This is a genomic window from Alkalihalobacillus sp. MEB130, assembly GCF_032335535.1.
Lineage (GTDB): Bacteria > Bacillota > Bacilli > Bacillales > Bacillaceae_D > Halalkalibacter.
Map to the genome: position 1 here is coordinate 18405 of NZ_JAOANA010000022.1, position 21653 is coordinate 40057.

Annotated in this window: 38 protein-coding genes; all 38 read right to left on the reverse strand. The window is 40.8% G+C overall.

What is annotated here, in order from left to right:
* Positions 1 to 147: 147 nt before the first annotated feature.
* On the reverse strand, positions 148 to 540 hold the full coding sequence (rpsI, locus tag N0O92_RS18760) for a 30S ribosomal protein S9 (protein ID WP_034745272.1): 393 nt from the start codon (positions 538 to 540) through the stop codon (positions 148 to 150).
* Positions 541 to 559: 19 nt separating this feature from the next.
* A complete protein-coding gene (gene rplM / locus N0O92_RS18765; RefSeq protein ID WP_315616193.1) occupies positions 560 to 997 on the reverse strand; it encodes a 50S ribosomal protein L13 in 438 nt (145 codons plus the stop codon).
* 196 nt (positions 998 to 1193) lie between these two features.
* Complete coding sequence (gene truA / locus N0O92_RS18770; RefSeq protein WP_315616242.1) at positions 1194 to 1958, reverse strand: tRNA pseudouridine(38-40) synthase TruA; 765 nt, start codon at positions 1956 to 1958, stop codon at positions 1194 to 1196.
* Between the two features lie 14 nt (positions 1959 to 1972).
* The gene (locus N0O92_RS18775) at positions 1973 to 2773 is read right to left on the reverse strand and encodes an energy-coupling factor transporter transmembrane component T family protein (RefSeq protein WP_315616194.1); all 801 of its coding nucleotides are present in this window, start codon (positions 2771 to 2773) and stop codon (positions 1973 to 1975) included.
* 4 nt (positions 2774 to 2777) lie between these two features.
* The gene (locus N0O92_RS18780; protein ID WP_315616195.1) at positions 2778 to 3638 is read right to left on the reverse strand and encodes an energy-coupling factor transporter ATPase; all 861 of its coding nucleotides are present in this window, start codon (positions 3636 to 3638) and stop codon (positions 2778 to 2780) included.
* A complete protein-coding gene (locus N0O92_RS18785; RefSeq protein ID WP_315616196.1) occupies positions 3614 to 4450 on the reverse strand; it encodes an energy-coupling factor transporter ATPase in 837 nt (278 codons plus the stop codon). The genes N0O92_RS18780 and N0O92_RS18785 overlap by 25 nt, the downstream gene beginning before the upstream one ends.
* A gap of 118 nt (positions 4451 to 4568) precedes the next feature.
* Positions 4569 to 4931, reverse strand: a complete 363-nt coding sequence (gene rplQ / locus N0O92_RS18790; RefSeq protein ID WP_315616197.1) for a 50S ribosomal protein L17 — start codon at positions 4929 to 4931, stop codon at positions 4569 to 4571.
* An 81-nt stretch (positions 4932 to 5012) separates the two neighbouring features.
* Positions 5013 to 5957 carry a DNA-directed RNA polymerase subunit alpha gene (locus tag N0O92_RS18795; RefSeq protein WP_315616198.1) on the reverse strand — a complete coding sequence of 315 codons (945 nt, stop codon included), beginning with the start codon at positions 5955 to 5957 and terminating at the stop codon, positions 5013 to 5015.
* 167 nt (positions 5958 to 6124) lie between these two features.
* The gene (gene rpsK / locus N0O92_RS18800; protein WP_034631459.1) at positions 6125 to 6517 is read right to left on the reverse strand and encodes a 30S ribosomal protein S11; all 393 of its coding nucleotides are present in this window, start codon (positions 6515 to 6517) and stop codon (positions 6125 to 6127) included.
* Between the two features lie 20 nt (positions 6518 to 6537).
* Positions 6538 to 6903 carry a 30S ribosomal protein S13 gene (rpsM, locus tag N0O92_RS18805; protein ID WP_315616199.1) on the reverse strand — a complete coding sequence of 122 codons (366 nt, stop codon included), beginning with the start codon at positions 6901 to 6903 and terminating at the stop codon, positions 6538 to 6540.
* 20 nt (positions 6904 to 6923) lie between these two features.
* Positions 6924 to 7037, reverse strand: coding sequence for a 50S ribosomal protein L36 (gene rpmJ / locus N0O92_RS18810; protein WP_003322638.1), 114 nt, complete (start codon positions 7035 to 7037; stop codon positions 6924 to 6926).
* 101 nt (positions 7038 to 7138) lie between these two features.
* The gene (gene infA, locus N0O92_RS18815) at positions 7139 to 7357 is read right to left on the reverse strand and encodes a translation initiation factor IF-1 (protein WP_010896341.1); all 219 of its coding nucleotides are present in this window, start codon (positions 7355 to 7357) and stop codon (positions 7139 to 7141) included.
* A gap of 4 nt (positions 7358 to 7361) precedes the next feature.
* Positions 7362 to 7670, reverse strand: a complete 309-nt coding sequence (locus N0O92_RS18820) for a KOW domain-containing RNA-binding protein (protein ID WP_315616200.1) — start codon at positions 7668 to 7670, stop codon at positions 7362 to 7364.
* A gap of 18 nt (positions 7671 to 7688) precedes the next feature.
* Positions 7689 to 8435: a type I methionyl aminopeptidase gene (gene map, locus N0O92_RS18825; RefSeq protein WP_315616201.1), complete on the reverse strand. Its 747-nt coding sequence runs from the start codon at positions 8433 to 8435 to the stop codon at positions 7689 to 7691.
* Complete coding sequence (locus N0O92_RS18830) at positions 8432 to 9085, reverse strand: adenylate kinase (protein WP_315616202.1); 654 nt, start codon at positions 9083 to 9085, stop codon at positions 8432 to 8434. The genes map and N0O92_RS18830 overlap by 4 nt, the downstream gene beginning before the upstream one ends.
* A gap of 76 nt (positions 9086 to 9161) precedes the next feature.
* Complete coding sequence (gene secY, locus N0O92_RS18835) at positions 9162 to 10454, reverse strand: preprotein translocase subunit SecY (RefSeq protein ID WP_315616203.1); 1293 nt, start codon at positions 10452 to 10454, stop codon at positions 9162 to 9164.
* The gene (rplO, locus tag N0O92_RS18840; RefSeq protein ID WP_034631469.1) at positions 10454 to 10894 is read right to left on the reverse strand and encodes a 50S ribosomal protein L15; all 441 of its coding nucleotides are present in this window, start codon (positions 10892 to 10894) and stop codon (positions 10454 to 10456) included. The genes secY and rplO overlap by 1 nt, the downstream gene beginning before the upstream one ends.
* Positions 10895 to 10926: 32 nt before the next feature.
* The gene (gene rpmD / locus N0O92_RS18845; RefSeq protein ID WP_034745240.1) at positions 10927 to 11115 is read right to left on the reverse strand and encodes a 50S ribosomal protein L30; all 189 of its coding nucleotides are present in this window, start codon (positions 11113 to 11115) and stop codon (positions 10927 to 10929) included.
* A 13-nt stretch (positions 11116 to 11128) separates the two neighbouring features.
* On the reverse strand, positions 11129 to 11629 hold the full coding sequence (gene rpsE, locus N0O92_RS18850; protein WP_315616204.1) for a 30S ribosomal protein S5: 501 nt from the start codon (positions 11627 to 11629) through the stop codon (positions 11129 to 11131).
* Between the two features lie 21 nt (positions 11630 to 11650).
* Positions 11651 to 12010, reverse strand: coding sequence for a 50S ribosomal protein L18 (gene rplR / locus N0O92_RS18855; protein WP_315616205.1), 360 nt, complete (start codon positions 12008 to 12010; stop codon positions 11651 to 11653).
* 30 nt (positions 12011 to 12040) lie between these two features.
* Positions 12041 to 12577 carry a 50S ribosomal protein L6 gene (gene rplF, locus N0O92_RS18860; RefSeq protein ID WP_315616206.1) on the reverse strand — a complete coding sequence of 179 codons (537 nt, stop codon included), beginning with the start codon at positions 12575 to 12577 and terminating at the stop codon, positions 12041 to 12043.
* A 34-nt stretch (positions 12578 to 12611) separates the two neighbouring features.
* Positions 12612 to 13010 (reverse strand): 30S ribosomal protein S8, encoded by a 399-nt coding sequence (rpsH, locus tag N0O92_RS18865; protein ID WP_250097951.1) that lies wholly within the window; start codon positions 13008 to 13010, stop codon positions 12612 to 12614.
* Between the two features lie 28 nt (positions 13011 to 13038).
* Entirely contained in the window at positions 13039 to 13224 is a 186-nt protein-coding gene (locus N0O92_RS18870; RefSeq protein ID WP_012957149.1) for a type Z 30S ribosomal protein S14, read from the reverse strand.
* A 30-nt stretch (positions 13225 to 13254) separates the two neighbouring features.
* Entirely contained in the window at positions 13255 to 13794 is a 540-nt protein-coding gene (gene rplE, locus N0O92_RS18875) for a 50S ribosomal protein L5 (RefSeq protein ID WP_315616207.1), read from the reverse strand.
* A gap of 27 nt (positions 13795 to 13821) precedes the next feature.
* Complete coding sequence (gene rplX, locus N0O92_RS18880) at positions 13822 to 14133, reverse strand: 50S ribosomal protein L24 (RefSeq protein WP_250097988.1); 312 nt, start codon at positions 14131 to 14133, stop codon at positions 13822 to 13824.
* A 48-nt stretch (positions 14134 to 14181) separates the two neighbouring features.
* Complete coding sequence (gene rplN, locus N0O92_RS18885; protein ID WP_034631482.1) at positions 14182 to 14550, reverse strand: 50S ribosomal protein L14; 369 nt, start codon at positions 14548 to 14550, stop codon at positions 14182 to 14184.
* A 33-nt stretch (positions 14551 to 14583) separates the two neighbouring features.
* A complete protein-coding gene (rpsQ, locus tag N0O92_RS18890) occupies positions 14584 to 14844 on the reverse strand; it encodes a 30S ribosomal protein S17 (protein WP_315616208.1) in 261 nt (86 codons plus the stop codon).
* A 17-nt stretch (positions 14845 to 14861) separates the two neighbouring features.
* Positions 14862 to 15065: a 50S ribosomal protein L29 gene (rpmC, locus tag N0O92_RS18895; RefSeq protein ID WP_003322618.1), complete on the reverse strand. Its 204-nt coding sequence runs from the start codon at positions 15063 to 15065 to the stop codon at positions 14862 to 14864.
* Positions 15055 to 15489 carry a 50S ribosomal protein L16 gene (rplP, locus tag N0O92_RS18900; RefSeq protein ID WP_034745225.1) on the reverse strand — a complete coding sequence of 145 codons (435 nt, stop codon included), beginning with the start codon at positions 15487 to 15489 and terminating at the stop codon, positions 15055 to 15057. The genes rpmC and rplP overlap by 11 nt, the downstream gene beginning before the upstream one ends.
* 2 nt (positions 15490 to 15491) lie before the next feature.
* Entirely contained in the window at positions 15492 to 16151 is a 660-nt protein-coding gene (gene rpsC / locus N0O92_RS18905) for a 30S ribosomal protein S3 (RefSeq protein ID WP_315616209.1), read from the reverse strand.
* A gap of 3 nt (positions 16152 to 16154) precedes the next feature.
* Positions 16155 to 16496: a 50S ribosomal protein L22 gene (rplV, locus tag N0O92_RS18910; RefSeq protein ID WP_250097955.1), complete on the reverse strand. Its 342-nt coding sequence runs from the start codon at positions 16494 to 16496 to the stop codon at positions 16155 to 16157.
* Between the two features lie 28 nt (positions 16497 to 16524).
* Positions 16525 to 16803 (reverse strand): 30S ribosomal protein S19, encoded by a 279-nt coding sequence (gene rpsS, locus N0O92_RS18915; protein WP_315616210.1) that lies wholly within the window; start codon positions 16801 to 16803, stop codon positions 16525 to 16527.
* A 58-nt stretch (positions 16804 to 16861) separates the two neighbouring features.
* Entirely contained in the window at positions 16862 to 17692 is an 831-nt protein-coding gene (rplB, locus tag N0O92_RS18920) for a 50S ribosomal protein L2 (RefSeq protein WP_035664738.1), read from the reverse strand.
* Between the two features lie 28 nt (positions 17693 to 17720).
* The gene (rplW, locus tag N0O92_RS18925) at positions 17721 to 18011 is read right to left on the reverse strand and encodes a 50S ribosomal protein L23 (protein WP_034631495.1); all 291 of its coding nucleotides are present in this window, start codon (positions 18009 to 18011) and stop codon (positions 17721 to 17723) included.
* Positions 18011 to 18634, reverse strand: a complete 624-nt coding sequence (rplD, locus tag N0O92_RS18930; protein WP_315616211.1) for a 50S ribosomal protein L4 — start codon at positions 18632 to 18634, stop codon at positions 18011 to 18013. Before rplD ends, rplW begins: the two co-directional genes overlap by 1 nt.
* A 25-nt stretch (positions 18635 to 18659) precedes the next feature.
* Positions 18660 to 19289: a 50S ribosomal protein L3 gene (gene rplC, locus N0O92_RS18935; protein ID WP_315616212.1), complete on the reverse strand. Its 630-nt coding sequence runs from the start codon at positions 19287 to 19289 to the stop codon at positions 18660 to 18662.
* Positions 19290 to 19382: 93 nt separating this feature from the next.
* Positions 19383 to 19691: a 30S ribosomal protein S10 gene (rpsJ, locus tag N0O92_RS18940; RefSeq protein WP_017729599.1), complete on the reverse strand. Its 309-nt coding sequence runs from the start codon at positions 19689 to 19691 to the stop codon at positions 19383 to 19385.
* Positions 19692 to 20339: 648 nt separating this feature from the next.
* Positions 20340 to 21530 carry an elongation factor Tu gene (gene tuf / locus N0O92_RS18945; RefSeq protein WP_315616213.1) on the reverse strand — a complete coding sequence of 397 codons (1191 nt, stop codon included), beginning with the start codon at positions 21528 to 21530 and terminating at the stop codon, positions 20340 to 20342.
* Between the last annotated feature and the right edge of the window lie 123 nt (positions 21531 to 21653).

The following is a 21653-nucleotide window of genomic DNA, read 5'->3' on the forward strand; positions in this document are numbered from 1 at the left end:
TTTCATAACACTTCACTTTAACAACAAGAATATAGTTATTTTATCACAACACATAATGATTATTGTTCATCTACACAATTGTTTCATACTTATCCACTAAAAAAGACCCCCATCCAAAATGGATGAGAGCCTTCGAAACGCCAGAAATTAACGTTTTGAGAACTGAGGTGCACGACGTGCTGCTTTAAGACCGTATTTCTTACGCTCTTTCGCACGAGCATCACGAGTTAAGAAACCTGCAGTTTTAAGAGCAGGACGGTTGTCAGGATCTACTTGAAGTAGAGCACGAGCTACACCATGACGGATAGCACCCGCTTGTCCTGTGTAACCTCCACCATCAACGTTTACGTTAACGTCATATTGACCTTCAACGCCAACTTCAACAAGTGGTTGCTTAACGATAAGCTTTAATGTTTCAAGGTTGAAATATTCGTCTAATTCGCGACCGTTAATAACAATACGGCCATCACCTGGTAATAGGCGTACGCGAGCAACAGAGTGCTTACGGCGACCTGTGCCATAATATTGTACTTGTGCCAAAATAATACCCTCCTATCGATTAACCGCGAAGCGTGTAAGCTTCTGGTTTTTGAGCTTGATGTTTGTGTTCAGGACCTGCATATACGTGAAGCTTCATGCCTTGTGCGCGTCCAAGAGTGTTCTTTGGAAGCATTCCTTTGATTGCAAGCTCAAGCATACGCTCAGGCTTGTTAGCACGCATGTCAGCTGCTCTCGTTGCTTTCAAACCACCTGGGTGATTTGTGTGACGGTAATAAATCTTATCATTTAATTTGTTACCAGTTAATTCAATTTTCTCAGCATTGATGATGATTACATGATCACCAGTATCAACGTGAGGAGTAAAAGTTGGTTTAGTTTTACCACGTAGGATAGAAGCAACTTCTGAAGCTAAACGACCAAGCGTTTGACCTTCAGCGTCTACTACATACCACTTACGCTCAACTTCGTTTGGCTTTGCCATATATGTTGTACGCATGAATTTCCCTCCTAAAGAAACGAACTTTCGTATTTTTAAAATAAAATCTAAAATGTTAAAACCAGTGTCTAATGTAACATTCCGAACCCGGGGCTAGTGGGTTTTGGAATTACCATCTAACATCATATAATATTCAAAAGCCAATGTCAACAAAATGTTACACTAGGCCTCGTTGTTATACTACTTTTTTCTAAACTTAATAATTTTCACTGAAAATGGGTGTTTCGTATGATACTTTCCAGAGAAATAATCCATTCCCTGGCGCAGTTTTTCCTGCTTTCGTACGATCCTTCGCTAGGAGAATCGCAGCTAGTTCTTCTGAAGCACGCTTGCCAGCACCAATCTCGAGCAACGTACCTACAATAATTCGAACCATATTATACAAAAAGCCATTGCCTACTAATTTGAATACAAGCTCATCACGATCTTGTTCAATTGTTAGAGCAAATAACGTGCGTACTTTATCAACTACACTCGTGTTGGCTGCACAGAAGGAAGAAAAGTCAAACGTACCGATAAGAGCTTGAGCAGCTTCTTGCATTTTCTTAACAGAGACCGGATAAGAAACGTGATGAGTCACATTTCTTCTAAAGACATCTCCTTCTTTCCTCAAAAGTACGCGATAGTGATACTCTTTCTTTACAGCATGATATCGTGAATGAAAGTCTAAGGCGACATACGTTGCTTCTAAAATATGAATATCGTCAGGGAGACAGGCATTGAGTGCCTTAGGCCAACGATCAGCAGGGATCGCTAAAGGCGAGTCAAAGTGAACAACTTGTCCTCTAGCATGAACACCGGTATCCGTTCTTCCAGAGGAGTGAATACGGATCTGTTCTCCTTTATGAATGCGAGAGAGGGCACGCTCAATTTCTTCCTGAACCGTTCGACTATTGGGCTGTACTTGATAACCTGAAAAGTTGGTTCCCTCGTAAGTAACCCATAAAGCAACTCGTTGCACCATTATCAACCCTTTCATATCAATCGTAACCAAACAATAGTAAGTCCAAACCCAATACACCCTACAACGGCCAGTGTATCTTTCATAGTCCATTGCAAGACACGGTATTTGGTTCGTCCCTCCCCGCCCCTATATCCCCGTGACTCCATCGCTAATGCCAAGTCTTCTGCACGATTAAAAGCACTAATAAACAAGGGAACTAATAAAGGGAGTAACGCTTTAATACGCTGTCCTATGGGACCTGATGTAAAATCAACACCTCTAGCCATTTGTGCCTTCATAATTTTTTCTGTTTCTTGCATGAAGGTTGGGATAAAACGGAGTGATATAGACATCATTAACGCAAGCTCATGAGCAGGCACACCTATTTTCTTTAAAGGACTAAACAAAGATTCTAGTCCGTCGGTTAAATCAATTGGCCTTGTCGTCAATGTAACGAGTGACGTTAACAAAATAATCGTAAGTAACCGAATCGCTATCGTAATTCCTTGTCTTAGAGCTTCTTCATAAAGGACGAAAAAGCCAAGTCGAAAAAGAACGTCTCCTTGTCTCGTCAAAAAAAGATGAAGAATAAAGGTAAACAATACGAGCCATAAAATGGGTCGAATCCCTTTATAAATAAAAGACAAGGGGACACGAGATAAAACGACCATAGCAACCGTAAAAATCACAATGAAGGCATTTGCCAACCAGTTATTTGCTAGAAAGATAATAAGAACAAGGATAAAGACACTAAGTAACTTTGAACGCGGGTCTAGACGATGTAAGAACGAAGAAGTAGAAACATATTGTCCAATGATGACATTTTGTAGCAAGAATCTACTCCCCCTTTATTACATTTCCTAAGAAATGAGCCGTACTTTTTGAATCAAAATGCATAGGAACCTCATCTAACCCAAACTTATCTTTCACACTCTGCAGCAAACGAACAGACCTTGGTAAATCTAACCCAATATCATGCAATCTAGATGCATGTTCAAAAATTAGTTCACGCCCACCCATCATTTCAACTGCACCGTTATGAAGCACAATAATTTGATCCGCATACTTTGCCGCATCCTCCATATGGTGAGTGACGAGCACGGTCGTCGTCTCATTTGATTTATGATAATCATAGAACAACTTCATCATTTGCTCGCGCCCTTCTGGGTCGAGACTTGCTGCTGGCTCATCCAATACAAGAACAGAAGGTTGAACCGCTAAGACGCCTGCAATCGCTACTCTTCGCATTTGTCCACCACTTAATTGAAACGGAGAAGATGCTAAGATCCCTTCTTTTAACCCGACAAGGGGGAGAAGTTCTTTCGCACGCTTGATCGCCTTCTCTCTAGGTAATCCAAAATTAATTGGACCAAAACATATATCTTTTTCAACCGTTTCTTCAAAAAGTTGATGCTCGGGATACTGGAACACTAAACCGACCTTTTTTCGTAACCCCTTTAAATCAGTCTTTTTTCCAACAGCATTTATCTCAAATGGTCCCACTTTAACGGACCCCTTGGATGGACGTAGAAGCCCGTTTATATGTTGAATGAAGGTTGACTTACCAGAGCCTGTATGACCTATTACTGCCGTAAAAGAACCAGATGGAATCGTGAGTGACACATTACGAAGCGCTACCTTCTCAAAAGGAGTACCTTCCATATAGCGATACTCTACTTCATTGAATATAATGTCCATAGCTCAGCAACCAACTCCTCTTCCGTCAGACATGTCTTAGGCAACGTAATACCAGATTTCTCTAGCTCATGTTGTAATTCTATAGAAAAAGGAAGAGACAATCCGAACTCTGCTAGTCTCTCTTTTTGAGAAAATACTTCTTGGGGTCTTCCTTGTATCGCAAGCTCCCCATCATGAAAGAGCAATAAACGACTCGCACGTACAGCTTCTTCCATATCATGCGTAATCGAAATAATGGTAACCCCTCTTTGGTGGAGCATAGCAATCGTATCCATCACTTCTTTTCGTCCAATAGGATCAAGCATAGAGGTAGCCTCATCAAATACAATCACGTCTGGCTCCATTGCCATAATCCCAGCAATAGCAACACGTTGCTTCTGACCTCCAGATAAACGATGTGGTTCTGCTTCAAGAAGATGCGTAATACCAATTAGCGAAGCATATTCGGTAATTCTCTCCTCCATAGTGGATCGATCAAGGCCAAGGTTTTCTAATCCAAAAGCTAAGTCATCTCTTACTGTTGTCGCAACAAATTGATGATCAGGATTTTGAAAGACCATCCCTACCTTTTTGCGAATAGACCATACGTCTTGTTCGTCTTTTGTAGATAAATCCGAAACTAGAACAGATCCTTCAATAGGTAGCAGTAAACCATTTAATAGACGGCCAAAAGTCGACTTTCCTGACCCATTACGACCTAGTACAGCAATCCATTCATTTGCCTCAATCTTAACGGTCAATTCTTTTAACGCATATTCCTTTGCCTGTTCATACTGATAAGAGACTCCGTTTAAAGAGATTAGTGCTGACACGTCTTCACCCTCTTTGAGAAAAATGGGCAAACAAAAAAGGGCCCAGAGTCAGAGCATACGTGCTCAGATCTGATTTGCCCTTTGTCGCCTCATCTATTCACTCATGTATCATCTTGAATTATACAAGTTCGATAATAACCATAGGTGCACCGTCACCACGACGAGGACCCATTTTAAGGATACGTGTATAACCACCTTGACGCTCTTCATAACGAGTTGCAATATCAGAGAAAAGTTTTTGGATAGCGTCTTCGCCAGTCTCTTCGTTTGCTACTTCTCTACGAATGAAAGATGCAGCTTGACGACGAGCATGTAAATCTCCACGCTTACCAAGAGTAATCATTTTCTCAACGATTGAACGAAGCTCCTTCGCTTTCGCTTCAGTTGTTTCGATACGCTCGTTAATGATAAGATCAGTTGCTAAATCACGGAATAGAGCCTTACGACCAGCGCTATCACGACCTAATTTTGCGTATGCCATGTTTCGTTTCCCTCCTTTGTTACCTGCTCGATAAAACGAGCAAAACTATATATAACCTAATAGAAAAGTTGAGGGCTAAGACTATTCTTCTTTACGAAGACCAAGTCCTAACTCTCCAAGCTTCTCTTGAACTTCTTCTAATGACTTACGACCAAGGTTACGAACTTTCATCATGTCCTCTTCAGACTTATGAGTTAGTTCTTGAACCGTATTAATACCCGCACGCTTCAAGCAGTTGTAAGAACGAACTGATAGATCAAGTTCTTCAATTGTCATTTCTAGAACTTTCTCTTTCTGATCCTCTTCTTTTTCAACCATAATTTCAGCATTTTGCGCTTGATCCGTCATTCCAACAAAAATGTTTAAATGCTCAGTTAAGATTTTAGCACCTAAAGAAACAGCTTCTTCAGGACGAATGCTTCCGTCAGTCCAGACATCAAGAGTTAGTTTGTCATAGTTGGTTACTTGACCGACGCGTGTATTCTCAACTTGATAATTCACACGAGAAACTGGAGTGTAAATTGAATCAATAGGAAGAACTCCAATTGGTTGATCGTCATTCTTGTTTCCCTCTGCAAGAACATACCCACGACCACGTTTTGCAACAAGACGCATACGAAGGTGAGCACCTTTTGCTAGTGTTGCAATGTGAAGATCTGGATTTAGAACTTCTACATCACTGTCATGTGTTAAATCATTTGCTGTTACGACACCTTCACCTTGGATGTCGATTTCAAGGGTCTTCTCTTCATCAGAGTAGATCTTAAGAGCAAGCTTCTTAAGGTTCAAAATGATCGTTGTTACGTCTTCGACAACCCCTTCGATTGTAGAAAACTCATGTAACACAGAGTCAATTTGAACGGATGTTACTGCAGCGCCTGGTAAAGAGGAGAGAAGAATACGACGTAAGGAGTTACCTAGCGTGGTACCATACCCACGTTCTAATGGTTCAATTACAAACTTTCCATACTTTGCGTCTTCACTTACTTCAACCGCTTCAATATTTGGCTTCTCAATTTCTATCATTAAACAAACCCTCCTTCAAAACGTCGAACTCCGGTAGACTGCAAGGATTGCCTAACCGGATAACCAGCAGGCAATTCCTAAGCTTTACACCAATTTTGCCAACAGGACTGTTATCGCTCTATCCATTATTGACAAAGGTAGGAAAATCTATACAAAGATTTTTTCCGTTATACTCTACGACGTTTTGGCGGGCGACAACCATTGTGAGGAACTGGAGTAACATCTTTAATCATGTTTACTTCAAGACCAACAGCTTGTAAAGAACGGATTGCCGCTTCACGACCAGCACCAGGTCCCTTAACAGAAACCTCGATAGTCTTCATGCCATGCTCCATAGCTGTCTTACCAGCTGTTTCAGCAGCCATTTGAGCAGCGAATGGAGTTGACTTACGAGAACCTTTGAATCCTAATCCACCAGCACTAGCCCAAGAAATTGTGTTACCATGCGTATCTGTAATTGTCACGATCGTGTTGTTGAAAGTTGAACGAATGTGAGCAACTCCAGCTTCAACATTTTTACGTTGACGACGCTTTGGACGAGTATTCGTTTTCTTAGCCATTTTTTATGCGACCTCCTTTACTACTTTTTCTTATTTGCTACTGTACGACGAGGACCTTTACGCGTACGTGCATTGTTTTTAGAATTTTGTCCACGAACAGGTAGACCACGACGGTGGCGAATACCACGATATGAACCAATTTCGATTAAACGTTTAATGTTAAGTGAAACTTCACGACGAAGGTCACCTTCAACTCTGTAGCCTTCAACTGCTTCACGAATGCGTCCTAATTCTTCTTCCGTTAAGTCACGAACGCGAGTATCTTCAGATACACCAGCTTTCGCAAGAATTTCAGACGACTTAGCTTTGCCGATTCCAAAAACATACGTTAGTGAAATTACTACGCGTTTGTCACGAGGAATATCGACGCCTGCAACACGTGCCATGTGCAGCACCTCCTTATTAATTAGCCTTGTTTTTGCTTATGTTTTGGGTTTTCACAAATAACCATAACCGTCCCTTTACGACGGATAACTTTACACTTTTCACAAATAGGCTTGACTGATGGTCTTACCTTCATTTTATTTACCTCCTATATGGTACGGAGTGCACTGATTAAAATCTAATCAGATTAAAGCAAGACAATTCGAGAATTATCATGCTAGTCGCTCTCGCAACGTATTATTTGTATCGATATGTGATTCGTCCACGAGTTAAGTCATAAGGAGATAATTCAACCGTTACCTTATCACCAGGTAGAATTCGAATGAAGTGCATACGAATCTTTCCAGAAACGTGGGCAAGAATCTTATGACCGTTTTCTAATTCAACGCGAAACATTGCATTTGGAAGAGGCTCAATAACTGTACCCTCTACTTCAATAACATCTTCTTTAGCCATGGGCTCACTCTCCTTCCTTCAGTAAATCAGAATGTTTTTCTAAGAAATTCGTTATAGCATAACGTAACTTTCCGTTCGTTACACGTCCTGTTTCAATAAAGCTGCTCTTTACTTCCTCAGCAATGTAATCTATAACTTCAAGGTGATTGATGTTCTTCTTTTTCATTCTGTCAACTTTCCGCTTATCGCCATCGGCAATTTTGACAAATCGATCATCAATGATTTGAACAACAATTCCTAACTGACCTTGATCACGGCCTTTCGTAATTACAACGATTTGACCGATCTCCGGAGAAGTGCCAGAGTCTTGCATAAACAACATCACCTACATTTAAGCTTTCGTTAAGATTTCAAAACCTGAATCTGTAATCGCAATTGTATGCTCAAAGTGTGCACAATTTTTTCTATCGACTGTAACAACTGTCCAGTTATCTGATAGTGTCCGTACATAGCGTGTACCAGCATTAATCATCGGTTCGATCGCCAACACCATTCCAGGCTTGAGTCTTGGACCTTTACCAGGTGGACCGTAATGAGGAATTTGAGGGTCCTCATGCAAGTCTTGCCCAACACCGTGCCCAACATACTCACGGACAACCGAATATCCTAATGGTTCAACATATGATTGAATAGCATGTGAAATATCTGATAGACGATTTCCAGGCTTAGCGAATTCTAACCCTTTAAAAAGAGATGTTTCAGTTACATCAAGTAACTCTTGATCCTTTTCAGAAATCTCTCCAACTGCATACGTCCACGCTGAATCTCCGTGATACCCATTAAAATAAGCTCCGATGTCAATACTAATGACATCTCCATCTTTAAGCACTCGTTTCCCAGGAATGCCGTGTACCAATTCTTCATTTACCGAAGCACAGATACTACCTGTAAACCCATTATAGCCTTTGAATGAAGGAGTTGCACCATGTGAGCGAATCACCTTTTCTGCAATCTCATCCAATTCTAATGTTGATATGCCAGGTTGAATATGCTCCTTTAACGCTTGATGCGTTAACGCAACAATCTTTCCAGCTTCGCGCATGATTTCTATTTCTCGTTCTGTCTTACAAATGATCATGCATGAAGTCCTTTCAACAGTTGGCTAATATCTTCAAACACTTTATCTATATCTTGATCTCCATTAATATCTCTCAACGTGCCTTTTGCCGTATAGAAATCAACAAGAGGTTTTGCTTGAGCTTGGTTGACTTCAAGACGCTTTTTCACCGTTTCCGGTTTATCATCATCACGTTGAATCAACTCTTTCCCATCAACGTCACACACACCTTCAACCTTTGGTGGGTTGAAAATAACGTGATACGTTTTGCCAGAAGTAGGTGAAACGCGACGACCAGTTAAACGATCCATTAAAAGCTTTTCAGGAACACCAACATTTAGAACATAATCAATTTTACGTCCCATCGACTCAAGTAATTGATCCAAAGCTTCAGCTTGAGCAACTGTACGAGGAAAGCCATCTAACAAAAAGCCCTTTTTACAATCGTCTTTTGCTAGTCTTTCTCTTACAATGCCAATTGTTACTTCATCAGGTACAAGCTCACCAGCATCCATAAAAGATTTCGCTTTTAATCCAAGTTCCGTTTCACCTTTAATAGCAGCACGAAACATGTCACCGGTTGAGATATGCGGAATACCATACTCCTCAACAATTCTCTCTGCTTGAGTACCTTTACCTGCGCCTGGTAACCCCATTAAAATTAGATTCATCCCAATTCCCTCCATCGCTCCGATTTTAACAACAGAAGGCGAACGGGAAGACATTAACCCTTCCCAGATCCCCTTATTACTTAATAAACCCTTTATAAGAACGTTTAATTAGCTGACTTTCAATTTGTTTCATCGTGTCTAATGCTACACCAACCACGATTAATAATCCAGTCCCACCAACCTGAACAGCTGGTGGTAAATCCATCAATCGAGTGAAGAATACAGGAATAATGGAAACAATAGCAAGAAAGAGTGCACCAACAAACGTTAATCGATATAAAATACGTGTTAAGTAAGTCTGTGTTGTTTTACCGGGACGAATGCCTGGAATGTACCCACCTTGCTTTTTGAGGTTCTCAGCCATTTTTTCCGGATTAACTTGGATAAATGTATAGAAATACGTAAACCCAATAATCAGAAGTGCGTAAACAACCATACCGATCGGTTGAGTGTAATCAAACACTCTTGTTATCCAGGCAGCAATTTGATTATCTGTTCCGAAGAACCCAGCCACAGTTGGCGGGAAGATGAATAATGAAAGTGCAAAGATAACCGGGATAACACCTGCCGCATTAACTTTTAAAGGTAAATGCGTCGATTGGCCACCTACAGGACTGCGACCCACTAAACGCTTAGCGTATTGAACAGGAACTTTTCTTAATGCTTGTTGAACAAAAATAACAACGACGATAATTGCTAAAACAGCAAGAGCAATAAGAAGGACCGTCACAATACTTAGGAAAAGTTGTTCTCCAGCACCTTCAATTTGCGTAGCGTAGATTTGGTTGATTCCATTAGGTATCCCAGCAGCAATACCCGCGAAGATAATAATAGAAATACCATTTCCTACACCTTTCGCTGTAATTTGCTCACCTAACCACATTAGGAAAGCTGTACCAGCCGTTAACACTAAAGCGATAAATAAATAAGTTGGAACACTAGGGTTTGGAATTAATCCTGGAAATAAGGAGTTAAAACCAATTGACATTCCTAATGCTTGAATAAAACCTAACACGATTGTTCCATAACGGGTAAACTGAGCTAATTTACGTCGACCAGCTTCCCCTTCTTTAGCCCATTCAGCAAATTTAGGTACGACATCCATTTGCAACAACTGCACCACAATCGAAGCAGTGATGTATGGCATAATACCCATTGCGAATATCGAAAAGTTCCCTAAAGCTCCTCCACCAAACGTATTCAAAAACCCAAATGCATTCGCTTGATCTTGGAAATTCAGTACGTCTCTGTTCGCTCCAGGAACAGGAATGAAACTTCCGATACGAAAGACAATGAGCATAAGCAGGGTGAATACAACCTTTTGGCGTAAATCACCCACGCGCATAATGTTGGAGATAGTCCGGAACATTAAATCACCTCAGTTTTACCGCCAGCAGCTTCGATAGCTTCTACTGCAGACGCTGAGAACTTATGTGCTTTAACAGTTAAGTTTTTCTCAAGTTTACCATTACCTAAAATCTTAATACCAACCTTTACGTTCTTCACTGTTCCAGATTCAATAAGTAGTTCAGGTGTTACCTCTGTACCCGCATCAAAACGATTAAGAGTTTCAAGGTTCACTACTGTGTACTCCTTACGAGTTGGATTTGTGAATCCGCGTTTCGGTAGACGACGGTATAAAGGGTTTTGACCACCCTCAAAACCAGGACGTACTCCACCACCAGAACGAGCATTTTGTCCTTTATGTCCTTTTCCTGCTGTCTTACCATTTCCAGAACCGATACCGCGACCTACACGGTTACGAACTTTACGTGATCCTTCTGCAGGCTTCAACTCATGAAGTTTCATGTCGACACCTCCTCGTATCTATAAATAATCAATTAAGCTTCGATTTCTTTCACAGTTACAAGGTGAGACACCTTGTTTACCATACCGCGAATCGCAGCGTTATCTTGTTGAACAACCGTTTGGTGCATCTTGCGTAAACCAAGTGTATTCACAGTAACGCGTTGGTCTTCCGGACGTCCGATAAGACTACGAGTGAGGGTAATTTCTAATTGCTTAGCCATTTACTTTCCCTCCTTAACCTAACAGTTCTTCCACGGATTTGCCGCGAAGTTTAGCAACCTCTTCAGCACGTTTTAAACCTTTAAGACCTTCCATAGTTGCACGAACCATGTTGATCGGGTTATTTGAACCAAGAGATTTTGAAAGAATATCACCGACACCAGCTAACTCTAGTACCGCACGTACTGGTCCACCAGCAATAATTCCTGTACCTTCTGAAGCATTTTTAAGTAGGACACGTCCTGCACCAAAATGTCCAACAATCTCATGAGGGATTGTCGTGCCAACAACAGGTACTTCAATTAGATTTTTCTTTGCATCTTCTACAGCCTTGCGGATCGCTTCTGGTACTTCTTGAGCTTTACCCATACCGAATCCAACGTGGCCATTTTTATCGCCAACTACAACTAATGCAGCAAAGCGGAAACGACGTCCACCTTTAACTACTTTAGCAACACGATTGACAGCTACTACTTTTTCTTCAAGTTCCAACGTATTAGGGTCAATACGACGCATTCGTTTTCCCTCCTTTTTTTCTTAGAATTGCAAGCCAGCTTCGCGAGCTGCATCTGCTAGTGTTGCAACACGTCCGTGATATAAATAACCACCACGGTCAAATACAACTACTTTATGTCCATTTTCAATCGCGCGTTTCGCAACGAGTTCACCTACTAATTTTGCCGCATCTGTTTTCGTCGCATCTGCAGCTACCTCTGAATCAAGAGTAGATGCAGAAGCAAGTGTAACACCATTTACATCATCAATCAGTTGAGCGTAAATGTGTTTAGATGAACGGAAAACATTTAGACGAGGACGTTCAGGTGTTCCTGTAATCGCACGACGAACATGTGCATGTCGCTTCTTACGAGCTACGTTTTTATTACGCTTCGTAATCATTGAACGTCATTCCTTTCCGTGAGTTAGTGATTATTTACCAGTTTTACCTTCTTTACGACGAATATATTCGCCTTCATAACGGATACCTTTTCCTTTGTAAGGCTCAGGTAAACGTACAGAACGGATGTTAGATGCTAGTGCACCTACACGCTCTTTATCAATTCCTTTAACAATAACTTTCGTGTTAGCAGGAACTTCGATCTCGATTCCTTGCTCAGGAACGATTTCAACCGGATGAGAGTAACCAACGTTAAGAACAAGTTTCTGACCTGACTTAGTAGCACGGTAACCGACACCGACAAGTTCAAGTGAACGTTCGAAACCTTTTGTTACACCTTCAACCATGTTGTTAATTAAGCTACGAGTTGTACCGTGAAGTGCACGGTGTTCCTTATTATCAGAAGGACGCTCAACTGTTACTTGGTTTTCTTCAATATTGATTTTCATATCTTCGTGAAGATTACGCTGAAGTTCGCCTTTTGGACCTTTAACAGTCAATAACGTACCATCAAGTGTAATAGTAACTCCACTAGGGACTTCTACTGGTTTTTTACCAATACGAGACATTCTTTTGCACCTCCGTTCAATTCAAGGATTTATCTTACCAAACGTAAGCTAGTACTTCGCCACCAATTTGTTGTTGACGTGCATCCTTGTCTGTCATTACGCCTTTTGATGTTGAAACTAATGCGATACCAAGACCACCTAATACACGTGGAAGTTCTCCAGCTTTCGCGTAAACGCGAAGACCTGGTTTACTAATACGCTTAAGTCCAGTAATTACACGCTCATTTGTAGCACCATATTTTAAGAAGATGCGGATTACACCTTGCTTGTTATCTTCGATATATTCAAAATCACGGATGAAACCTTCACGTTTAAGGATTTCAGCGATTTCTTTTTTCACCTTAGAAGCAGGTAATTCAAGCTTCTCGTGGTGAACCGTGTTAGCATTACGAATGCGAGTAAGCATATCTGCAATTGGATCTGTCATGACCATAATATTTACCTCCTTCCCGTTCTTGGGATTACCAACTAGCTTTTTTCACACCAGGAATTTGCCCTTTGTGAGCAAGTTCTCTGAAGCAAATTCTGCAAAGTTTAAACTTGCGTAATACTGAATGAGGACGACCGCAACGTTCACAGCGAGTATATTCTTGAACTTTATACTTCTGTGTGCGTTTTTGCTTTGCAATCATTGATTTCTTCGCCAACGTTTTCCCTCCTCTTCGAAACGACTTCGATTATTTTTGAAATGGCATTCCCATTTGTGTTAAAAGTTCACGAGCTTCTTCATCCGTGTTAGCTGTTGTTACGATAACAACATCCATTCCACGAACTTTATCCACTTTATCGTAATCAATTTCAGGGAAAATCAATTGCTCTTTCACACCTAAAGTGTAGTTTCCACGACCGTCAAATGCTTTCTTAGAAACACCGCGGAAGTCACGTACACGTGGTAGTGATACAGAGATTAACTTATCAAGGAAATCATACATACGCTCACCACGAAGTGTTACCTTCGCACCAATTGGCATACCTTCACGTAGTTTGAATCCAGCAATTGATTTTTTAGCCTTAGTCACTAATGGCTTTTGACCTGTGATTTCTTGTAATTCTTCAACTGCTTTATCAAGAGCCTTAGCGTTTGATACTGCGTCACCAACACCCATGTTAACAACGATTTTCTCAAGCTTTGGTACTCCCATAACAGAAGAATAGTTGAACTTCTCTACTAGAGAAGGAACAATTTCACTTGTATACTTTTCTTTTAATCGACTCATACGATTGACCTCCTTTCACACTCTGACTTACTTATCTAAAGATTCGCCAGACTTCTTAGCAATACGTACCTTTTTACCGTTCTCTACCTTATGACCTACACGAGTAGGTTCACCAGACTTAGGGTCGATAGGCATAACGTTAGAAGAATGAATTGGTGCTTCTTGATTCAAGATTCCACCTTGTGGGTTATCTTGAGAAGGTTTAGCATGTTTTTTAACAATGTTTACACCTTCAACAAGTACACGGTTCTTCTTTGGGAACGCCTCAAGGATTACACCTTGTTTCCCTTTGTCTTTTCCAGAGATGACCTTAACAGTATCACCTTTTTTGACATGCATATTTGCCATGTTCGCACCTCCTTGACAGGGCCTTTCAATAATCTTCTATTAAAGAACTTCCGGAGCTAGAGACACAATCTTCATGAATTGATTTTCACGAAGTTCACGTGCAACTGGTCCAAAAATACGAGTACCACGTGGGCTCTTATCATCACGGATAATTACAGCAGCATTTTCATCAAACTTGATGTATGAACCGTCATTACGACGAGCACCGCTCTTAGTACGTACGATTACAGCACGGACAACGTCACCTTTCTTGACAACGCCACCTGGTGTTGCTTGTTTTACCGAACAAACAATAACATCACCAATGTTAGCCGTTTTACGACCAGAACCACCTAATACTTTAATACAAAGTACTTCACGTGCACCAGAGTTATCTGCAACTTTTAAACGGGATTCTTGTTGAATCATACAAACTTACCTCCCTTCGAAACCAATATTCTATTAGATAATAACCGCTTCTTCTACAATTGTTACTAAGCGGAAACGTTTGTCTTTAGAAAGCGGACGAGTTTCCATGATTTCAACGATATCGCCAGTTTTAGCGGTATTGTTTTCATCATGTGCTTTAAACTTTTTAGAGTACTTTACGCGTTTCCCGTAAAGACGATCCTTCTTGTAAGTTTCAACAAGAACACTGATTGTCTTATCCATTTTGTCAGAAACAACACGTCCTCTGTAAACTTTACGTTGGTTGCGTTCCATGTAAGCAAACCTCCTTTTTAGCCGTTGTTAATTCCAAGCTCACGTTCACGCAAAACAGTTTTTGCACGTGCGATTGCTTTACGAACTTCACGAATACGGGCTGGATTATCTAATTGTCCAGTCGCTAGTTGAAAGCGAAGGTTGAACAACTCTTCTTTAAGTGATTTCGTCTTTTGCTCAATTTCAGCAGTGGTTAAGTTACGAATATCATTAGCTTTCATTTGCGTCACCACCCACTTCTTCGCGTTTTACAAACTTACATTTAACCGGTAATTTATGAGAAGCAAGACGTAAAGCTTCACGAGCAACTTCTTCAGAAACACCAGAGATTTCAAACATAATCTTTCCAGGCTTGACAACTGCTACCCATCCTTCAGGAGCACCTTTACCAGAACCCATTCGAACTTCTAACGGTTTAGCTGTGTATGGCTTAGAAGGGAAAATTTTAATCCAAACCTTACCACCACGCTTCATGTAACGAGTCATTGCAATACGAGCAGATTCGATTTGACGGTTAGTAATCCAAGAAGCTTCTAATGCTTGCAAACCGTACTCACCAAAATGTACTTCTGTACCGCCTTTCGCACGACCGCGCATATTACCACGGTGTTCGCGACGATATTTAACACGTTTAGGCATTAACATAATTAGTTGCCTCCTTCCTCTTTTTTCGTTCCTTTCGTTGGAAGGACTTCACCACGATAAATCCAGATTTTAATACCTAGCTTACCGTATGTTGTATCAGCTTCTGCTGTACCATAATCGATATCAGCACGAAGTGTGTGAAGTGGAACAGTTCCCTCACTGTAATGTTCTGCACGAGCAATATCAGCACCACCAAGACGACCAGATACTTGAGTTTTAATACCCTTAGCACCAGAACGCATTGTACGTTGGATAGCTTGCTTCATCGCACGACGGAACGAAATACGATTTTCTAATTGACGAGCAATATTTTCTGCAACAAGTTTCGCATCTAAATCAGCTTGTTTGATTTCAAGGATGTTGATGTGAACTCTTTTGCCAGTTAAAGTATTTAGTGCCTTACGTAACGCTTCAACTTCTGAACCGCCTTTTCCGATCACCATACCTGGCTTAGCAGTAGAAATTGTGATGTTAACACGGTTAGCAGCACGTTCGATTTCTACTTTAGACACAGATGCATCTTTTAAACGTTTCTCTACATACTCACGAATTTTAATATCTTCGTGTAATAAATCAGCGTAATCTTTATCAGCGTACCATTTTGACTCCCAGTCTTTAATAATACCAACTCGAAGTCCAGTAGGATTAACTTTTTGACCCACGTCTTATCCCTCCTTCTTTTCAGTTACAACTAATGTAATATGACTAGTACGTTTGTTAATTCGGCTCGCACGACCCATCGCACGTGGACGGAAACGTTTCAACGTAACACCCTCATCAACATACGCTTCACTAATTACAAGGTTGTTTGGCTCCATTTCATAGTTATGTTCCGCATTCGCAATTGCAGAGTTTAAAAGCTTTTCTACAACTGGAGAAGCAGCTTTAGGTGTATGACGTAGAATCGCCACAGCTTCACCAACTTGCTTTCCACGAATCAAGTCTATAACTAAACGAACTTTACGAGGAGCAATACGAACTTGTTTTGCTACCGCTTTAGCTTGCATAGGATTGACCTCCTCTCTTACTTACCTATTAACGTCTTGTTTTCTTATCATCAGCTGCATGACCTTTATACGTACGAGTAGGTGCGAATTCACCTAGTTTGTGACCAACCATGTCCTCAGAAACGTATACAGGTACGTGTTTACGGCCATCATAAACCGCGATCGTGTGACCGATAAATTCAGGGAAAATTGTTGAGCGGCGAGACCAAGTTTTGATAACTCTCTTATCAGACCCTTCGTTCATTGCTTCAACCTTTTTCATCAAATGATCATCGACAAAAGGTCCCTTTTTTAAACTACGACCCATGAGAAAACCTCCCTTCGTGATTACCCACGGTTCTAATTAGAACCGTAGTGCAACCCCGTTATTTTTTACGACGACGTACAATGTACTTATCAGATGCTTTATTCTTCTTACGAGTCTTGTATCCAAGAGTTGGTTTACCCCATGGAGACATTGGAGACTTACGTCCGATTGGTGAACGTCCTTCACCACCACCGTGTGGGTGATCGTTAGGGTTCATAACAGATCCACGAACAGTTGGACGTTTTCCTAACCAACGTGAACGACCTGCTTTACCAATGTTAACAAGCTCATGCTCTAGGTTACCAACTTGACCGATTGTAGCTCGGCAAGTAGCTAAGATGTAGCGAGTCTCACCAGAGTTTAAACGAACAAGAACGTAATCGCCTTCTTTACCTAAAAGTTGTGCTTCAGTACCAGCAGAACGAACTAATTGTCCGCCTTTTCCTGGCTTAAGCTCGATGTTGTGAATCACTGTACCGACAGGGATGTTTTTAAGTGGTAACGCGTTACCTACTTTGATATCCGCTTCAGCTCCTGATTCAATCATCATGTCAACTTTAAGACCTTTTGGTGCTAAGATGTAACGTTTCTCACCATCAACATAGTTGATTAGTGCGATGTTAGCAGAACGGTTTGGATCATATTCGATCGTAGCAACGCGGCCTGGAATACCATCTTTGTTACGTTTGAAATCAATAACACGATATTGACGTTTGTGACCGCCACCTTGGTGACGAACAGTTAATTTACCTTGGTTGTTACGTCCGCCTTTTTTGTGTAAAGGTGCTAGTAACGATTTTTCCGGCTTATCCGTTGTGATTTCAGCAAAGTCTAATACAGACATACCACGACGACCGGCACTGGTTGGTTTATACTTTTTAATCGCCATTTTCAGTTCCCTCCTTCGCTAGTGTTATTTATACACCTTCAAAGAACTCAAGTTCTTTGCTCTCAGGTGTTAAAGTGACGATGGCTTTTTTACGACGAGCAGTGTAACCCGTGTAACGACCAAAACGTTTTGATTTACCTTTATAGTTCATTGTGTTTACTTTATCAACTTTCACTTCAAAGATTTCTTCAATTGCATCTTTGATTTGAGTTTTATTAGCACGTACATCAACTTCGAATGTATATCTTTTTTCACTCATTAGATCTGTTGAACGTTCAGTAATCACAGGGCGCTTAATGATATCACGAGCGTTTGACATTACGCAAGCACCTCCTCTACCTTTTCAACGGCATCTTTCGTAATAACAAGCTTATCATGCTTAAGCACATCAAGCACGCTTACGCCATCAGCTGTAACAAATGTTACACCAGGTAAGTTACGTGCAGATAGAGCAACAGCTTCATTGTAATCAGCAGTTACCACTAATGCTTTACGGTCAGCAGATAGGCTAGCAAGTACTGCAGCCATTTCTTTTGTCTTCGGTGCATCAAATGCTAAGTTATCTAATACTACAATTTCCTCAGCTTGCACTTTACTAGAAAGAGCAGATTTGATAGCTAAACGACGAACTTTTTTAGGTAATTTGTAGCTGTAGCTTCTTGGTGTTGGACCAAATACTACACCACCACCTACCCATTGTGGTGAACGGATCGACCCTTGACGTGCACGACCAGTTCCCTTTTGACGCCATGGCTTACGACCACCACCACGTACTTCAGAACGTCCTTTTGTTTTATGTGTTCCTTGACGAAGAGATGCTTGTTGCATAACTACAGCGTCATGAAGCACACTTTTATTTGGTTCAATTCCAAACACAGAATCATTTAGTTCGATATCTCCAACTTGTGAACCTGTTTGGTTAAATAATGCTACTTTCGGCATGATGTGTCCTCCTTTCTTTCAATCTTTATTTTACTTTAACCGCACTTTGGATAGACACATAACTCTTTTTAGCTCCAGGTACATTACCTTTTACTAATAGAAGATTGCGTTCTGTATCTACTTTTACGATTTCAAGATTTTGAACAGTGATTGTTTCTCCACCCATACGTCCAGGAAGTAATTTTCCTTTGAATACACGATTTGGAGCAACTGGTCCCATTGAACCTGGGCGACGGTGGTAACGAGAACCGTGAGACATTGGTCCACGAGATTGGTTATGACGCTTGATAGCACCTTGGAAACCTTTCCCTTTAGATGTACCTGTAACGTCTACAACGTCACCTTCTGCAAATGTATCTACCTTAACTTCTTGACCTACTTCATACTCGTCAAGATTTACGTTACGGATTTCCTTGATGAAGCGCTTAGGAGCCGTGTTTGCTTTTGCAGCATGGCCTTCAGCTGGCTTGTTTGTGTTTGCTTTCTTTTGGTCAGCAAATCCTACTTGGATTGCTTCGTAACCATCAGATTGGGCAGTCTTCTTTTGAAGAACCACGTTAGGTTCAGCTTCGATTACTGTTACTGGGATTACTTCACCATTTTCAGCAAAGATTTGAGTCATGCCAATTTTTCTACCTAAGATTCCTTTGGTCATCCGTTACACCTCCTAATAAAAATCATATTTTTATGCCATTTTTCATATCATAATAATAAGCTCTTAGCTTATTAGTTAAATTAAATGTAAGTACTAAAGCTTGATTTCGATATCGACACCAGATGGTAAATCCAAACGCATTAAAGCATCCACAGTTTGTGGTGTTGGATTCACAATGTCAATAAGACGCTTGTGAGTACGCATTTCGAACTGTTCACGAGAATCTTTGTACTTGTGAACCGCACGTAGAATTGTGTATACAGACTTCTCAGTTGGAAGTGGAATCGGACCCGATACACTTGCACCTGAACGTTTTGCTGTTTCTACAATCTTTTCTGCAGATTGATCAAGGACTCTATGATCATATGCTTTCAAACGAATGCGAATCTTTTGCTTTGCCATTATAGCCCCTCCTTTTTCGTCCATTTTATAAACAGACATACTCCGTGGAAATTTCCTACACCCTGCCATGGCAATGGGGCCGGGTGTGTCAGCAACCTTCCACATCATCGCTGCCAATGACCAACATTCCACATTATACACAAAAATAAAAACCAGTGCAAGTGGAAAACCTACGCTGATCACACTTTTACTATTATATAGCCCTTTTCAATAAAAATCAACTTCTTTATGCAATGAATCGCAAAGTTTCCTATAGTAAATGTTGTAAACTGTAATTTAGGTTATAGCAACGATGTTTATAATAGGGAAGATGAATCAGTCATTTCGTATTCTATCATATATAACTTATACGAAAATCTTTTTATCATAGGAGAGTATGATCGCTATAAATATACCTCTTTAATTCCTTTGTTTCTCTTTATTCTCTATTTGCGAATTTATTCGTCCTCTAGTTCTCTTTAATTTATTCAGGCTCTTTATTTGAATCATCCAGACTCTATAGTTTCTCTTAATCCGATTTAGCGATAGTTATTTAAATAAATCATCGTGCTCTTATGTTACACACTATTATGGCCAATTCGTTTAGATGCTTTTCAATTAAACAAAGAAAACCCACCTTGGCGAACCAAGATGGGTTTGATAAAACAATTATTTTTGGATTGATGCAACAACGCCGGCACCAACAGTACGTCCACCCTCACGGATAGAGAACTTAGTACCTTCTTCGATAGCGATTGGAGCGATAAGCTCAACAGTCATCTCGATGTTGTCACCAGGCATTACCATCTCAACGCCTTCTGGAAGGTTACAAATTCCAGTTACGTCAGTTGTACGGAAGTAGAACTGAGGACGGTAGTTAGTGAAGAATGGAGTGTGACGTCCACCCTCTTCTTTAGAAAGAACATAAACTTCAGCTTTGAAGTTTGTGTGTGGAGTGATTGTACCTGGCTTAGCAAGTACTTGACCACGTTGTACTTCATCACGAGCAACCCCACGAAGAAGTGCACCAATGTTGTCTCCAGCTTCAGCATAGTCAAGAAGCTTACGGAACATTTCTACTCCAGTACAAGTAGTTGATTTAGGCTCTTCAGTGATACCAATGATGTCGATAGTGTCACCAACGTTTAGTTGTCCACGCTCAACACGACCAGTAGCTACTGTACCACGACCAGTGATTGAGAATACATCCTCAACTGGCATCATGAATGGCTTTTCTTTGTCACGCTCAGGAGTTGGGATGTAGCTATCAACAGCTTCCATAAGCTCGATGATTTTAGCTTCCCAAGCTTCGTCTCCTTCTAAAGCTTTAAGAGCAGAACCTTGGATAACAGGAACGTCATCACCAGGGAAGTCATACTCAGAAAGAAGGTCACGAACTTCCATTTCTACTAATTCTAGTAACTCTTCGTCGTCTACCATGTCACACTTGTTTAAGAATACAACAAGGTAAGGTACACCTACTTGACGAGATAAAAGGATGTGCTCACGAGTTTGTGGCATTGGACCATCAGCAGCAGATACTACTAAGATTCCTCCATCCATTTGTGCAGCACCAGTGATCATGTTTTTAACATAGTCAGCGTGTCCTGGGCAGTCAACGTGTGCATAGTGACGGTTGTCAGTTTCGTACTCAACGTGTGCAGTTGAGATTGTGATTCCACGCTCACGCTCTTCTGGAGCACCATCGATAGCGTCATACGCCATTGCAGTACCTTTACCAGATTTCTTAGCTAATACTGTTGTAATTGCAGCAGTTAAAGTTGTTTTACCGTGGTCAACGTGTCCAATTGTACCAATGTTGGCATGTGTCTTGGAACGGTCGAATTTTTCTTTAGCCATGATTCATTTCCTCCCTTAATTGAACATAAGTATAATGTAAGAATTTTTATGGATAAGAAAGGTGAAAGATCTAATCGATTTTCACACCTTTCCTAGCTTACAACAAAATATCAATAGAAACAA

Bases quoted from the DNA above. Each gene is read 5' to 3' on its own strand.
- rplE (WP_315616207.1), bottom strand. From the start codon at position 13,794: ATGAGTCGATTAAAAGAAAAGTATACAAGTGAAATTGTTCCTTCTCTA.
- rplO (WP_034631469.1), bottom strand. From the start codon at position 10,894: ATGAAACTTCATGAGTTGAAGCCTGCAGAAGGATCACGTAAAGTTCGT.
- rpsE (WP_315616204.1), bottom strand. From the start codon at position 11,629: ATGCGTCGTATTGACCCTAATACGTTGGAACTTGAAGAAAAAGTAGTA.
- rplD (WP_315616211.1), bottom strand. From the start codon at position 18,634: ATGCCGAAAGTAGCATTATTTAACCAAACAGGTTCACAAGTTGGAGAT.
- map (WP_315616201.1), bottom strand. From the start codon at position 8,435: ATGATCATTTGTAAGACAGAACGAGAAATAGAAATCATGCGCGAAGCT.
- rplM (WP_315616193.1), bottom strand. From the start codon at position 997: ATGCGTACAACATATATGGCAAAGCCAAACGAAGTTGAGCGTAAGTGG.
- infA (WP_010896341.1), bottom strand. From the start codon at position 7,357: ATGGCTAAAGAAGATGTTATTGAAGTAGAGGGTACAGTTATTGAGCCT.
- rplP (WP_034745225.1), bottom strand. From the start codon at position 15,489: ATGTTAATGCCTAAACGTGTTAAATATCGTCGCGAACACCGTGGTAAT.
- rplF (WP_315616206.1), bottom strand. From the start codon at position 12,577: ATGTCTCGTATTGGTAAAAAACCAGTAGAAGTCCCTAGTGGAGTTACT.
- rpsH (WP_250097951.1), bottom strand. From the start codon at position 13,010: ATGGTCATGACAGATCCAATTGCAGATATGCTTACTCGCATTCGTAAT.
- N0O92_RS18820 (WP_315616200.1), bottom strand. From the start codon at position 7,670: ATGCAAGACTCTGGCACTTCTCCGGAGATCGGTCAAATCGTTGTAATT.
- N0O92_RS18780 (WP_315616195.1), bottom strand. From the start codon at position 3,638: ATGGACATTATATTCAATGAAGTAGAGTATCGCTATATGGAAGGTACT.
- rplQ (WP_315616197.1), bottom strand. From the start codon at position 4,931: ATGGCATACGCAAAATTAGGTCGTGATAGCGCTGGTCGTAAGGCTCTA.
- N0O92_RS18795 (WP_315616198.1), bottom strand. From the start codon at position 5,957: ATGATAGAAATTGAGAAGCCAAATATTGAAGCGGTTGAAGTAAGTGAA.
- rplW (WP_034631495.1), bottom strand. From the start codon at position 18,011: ATGTCAAACGCTCGTGATATCATTAAGCGCCCTGTGATTACTGAACGT.
- rpmC (WP_003322618.1), bottom strand. From the start codon at position 15,065: ATGAAAGCTAATGATATTCGTAACTTAACCACTGCTGAAATTGAGCAA.
- N0O92_RS18830 (WP_315616202.1), bottom strand. From the start codon at position 9,085: ATGAATCTAATTTTAATGGGGTTACCAGGCGCAGGTAAAGGTACTCAA.
- rpsQ (WP_315616208.1), bottom strand. From the start codon at position 14,844: ATGGAACGCAACCAACGTAAAGTTTACAGAGGACGTGTTGTTTCTGAC.
- tuf (WP_315616213.1), bottom strand. From the start codon at position 21,530: ATGGCTAAAGAAAAATTCGACCGTTCCAAGACACATGCCAACATTGGT.
- rplC (WP_315616212.1), bottom strand. From the start codon at position 19,289: ATGACCAAAGGAATCTTAGGTAGAAAAATTGGCATGACTCAAATCTTT.
- rpsJ (WP_017729599.1), bottom strand. From the start codon at position 19,691: ATGGCAAAGCAAAAGATTCGCATTCGTTTGAAAGCATATGATCATAGA.
- rpsK (WP_034631459.1), bottom strand. From the start codon at position 6,517: ATGGCTAAGAAAACGAATACTCGTCCAAAGCGTCGTCAACGTAAAAAT.
- secY (WP_315616203.1), bottom strand. From the start codon at position 10,454: ATGTTCCGGACTATCTCCAACATTATGCGCGTGGGTGATTTACGCCAA.
- rpsM (WP_315616199.1), bottom strand. From the start codon at position 6,903: ATGGCACGTGTTGCAGGCGTCGATATTCCTCGTGACAAACGCGTAGTA.
- rpmD (WP_034745240.1), bottom strand. From the start codon at position 11,115: ATGGCTAAGCAATTAGAAATTACCCTCACTCGTAGTCTTATCGGACGT.
- rplV (WP_250097955.1), bottom strand. From the start codon at position 16,496: ATGCAAGCTAAAGCGGTAGCAAAACAAGTTCGTATTGCTCCTCGTAAA.
- rplB (WP_035664738.1), bottom strand. From the start codon at position 17,692: ATGGCGATTAAAAAGTATAAACCAACCAGTGCCGGTCGTCGTGGTATG.
- rplX (WP_250097988.1), bottom strand. From the start codon at position 14,133: ATGCATGTCAAAAAAGGTGATACTGTTAAGGTCATCTCTGGAAAAGAC.
- rpsS (WP_315616210.1), bottom strand. From the start codon at position 16,803: ATGGGTCGTAGTTTAAAAAAGGGACCTTTTGTCGATGATCATTTGATG.
- rplN (WP_034631482.1), bottom strand. From the start codon at position 14,550: ATGATTCAACAAGAATCCCGTTTAAAAGTTGCAGATAACTCTGGTGCA.
- rpmJ (WP_003322638.1), bottom strand. From the start codon at position 7,037: ATGAAGGTAAGACCATCAGTCAAGCCTATTTGTGAAAAGTGTAAAGTT.
- rplR (WP_315616205.1), bottom strand. From the start codon at position 12,010: ATGATTACGAAGCGTAATAAAAACGTAGCTCGTAAGAAGCGACATGCA.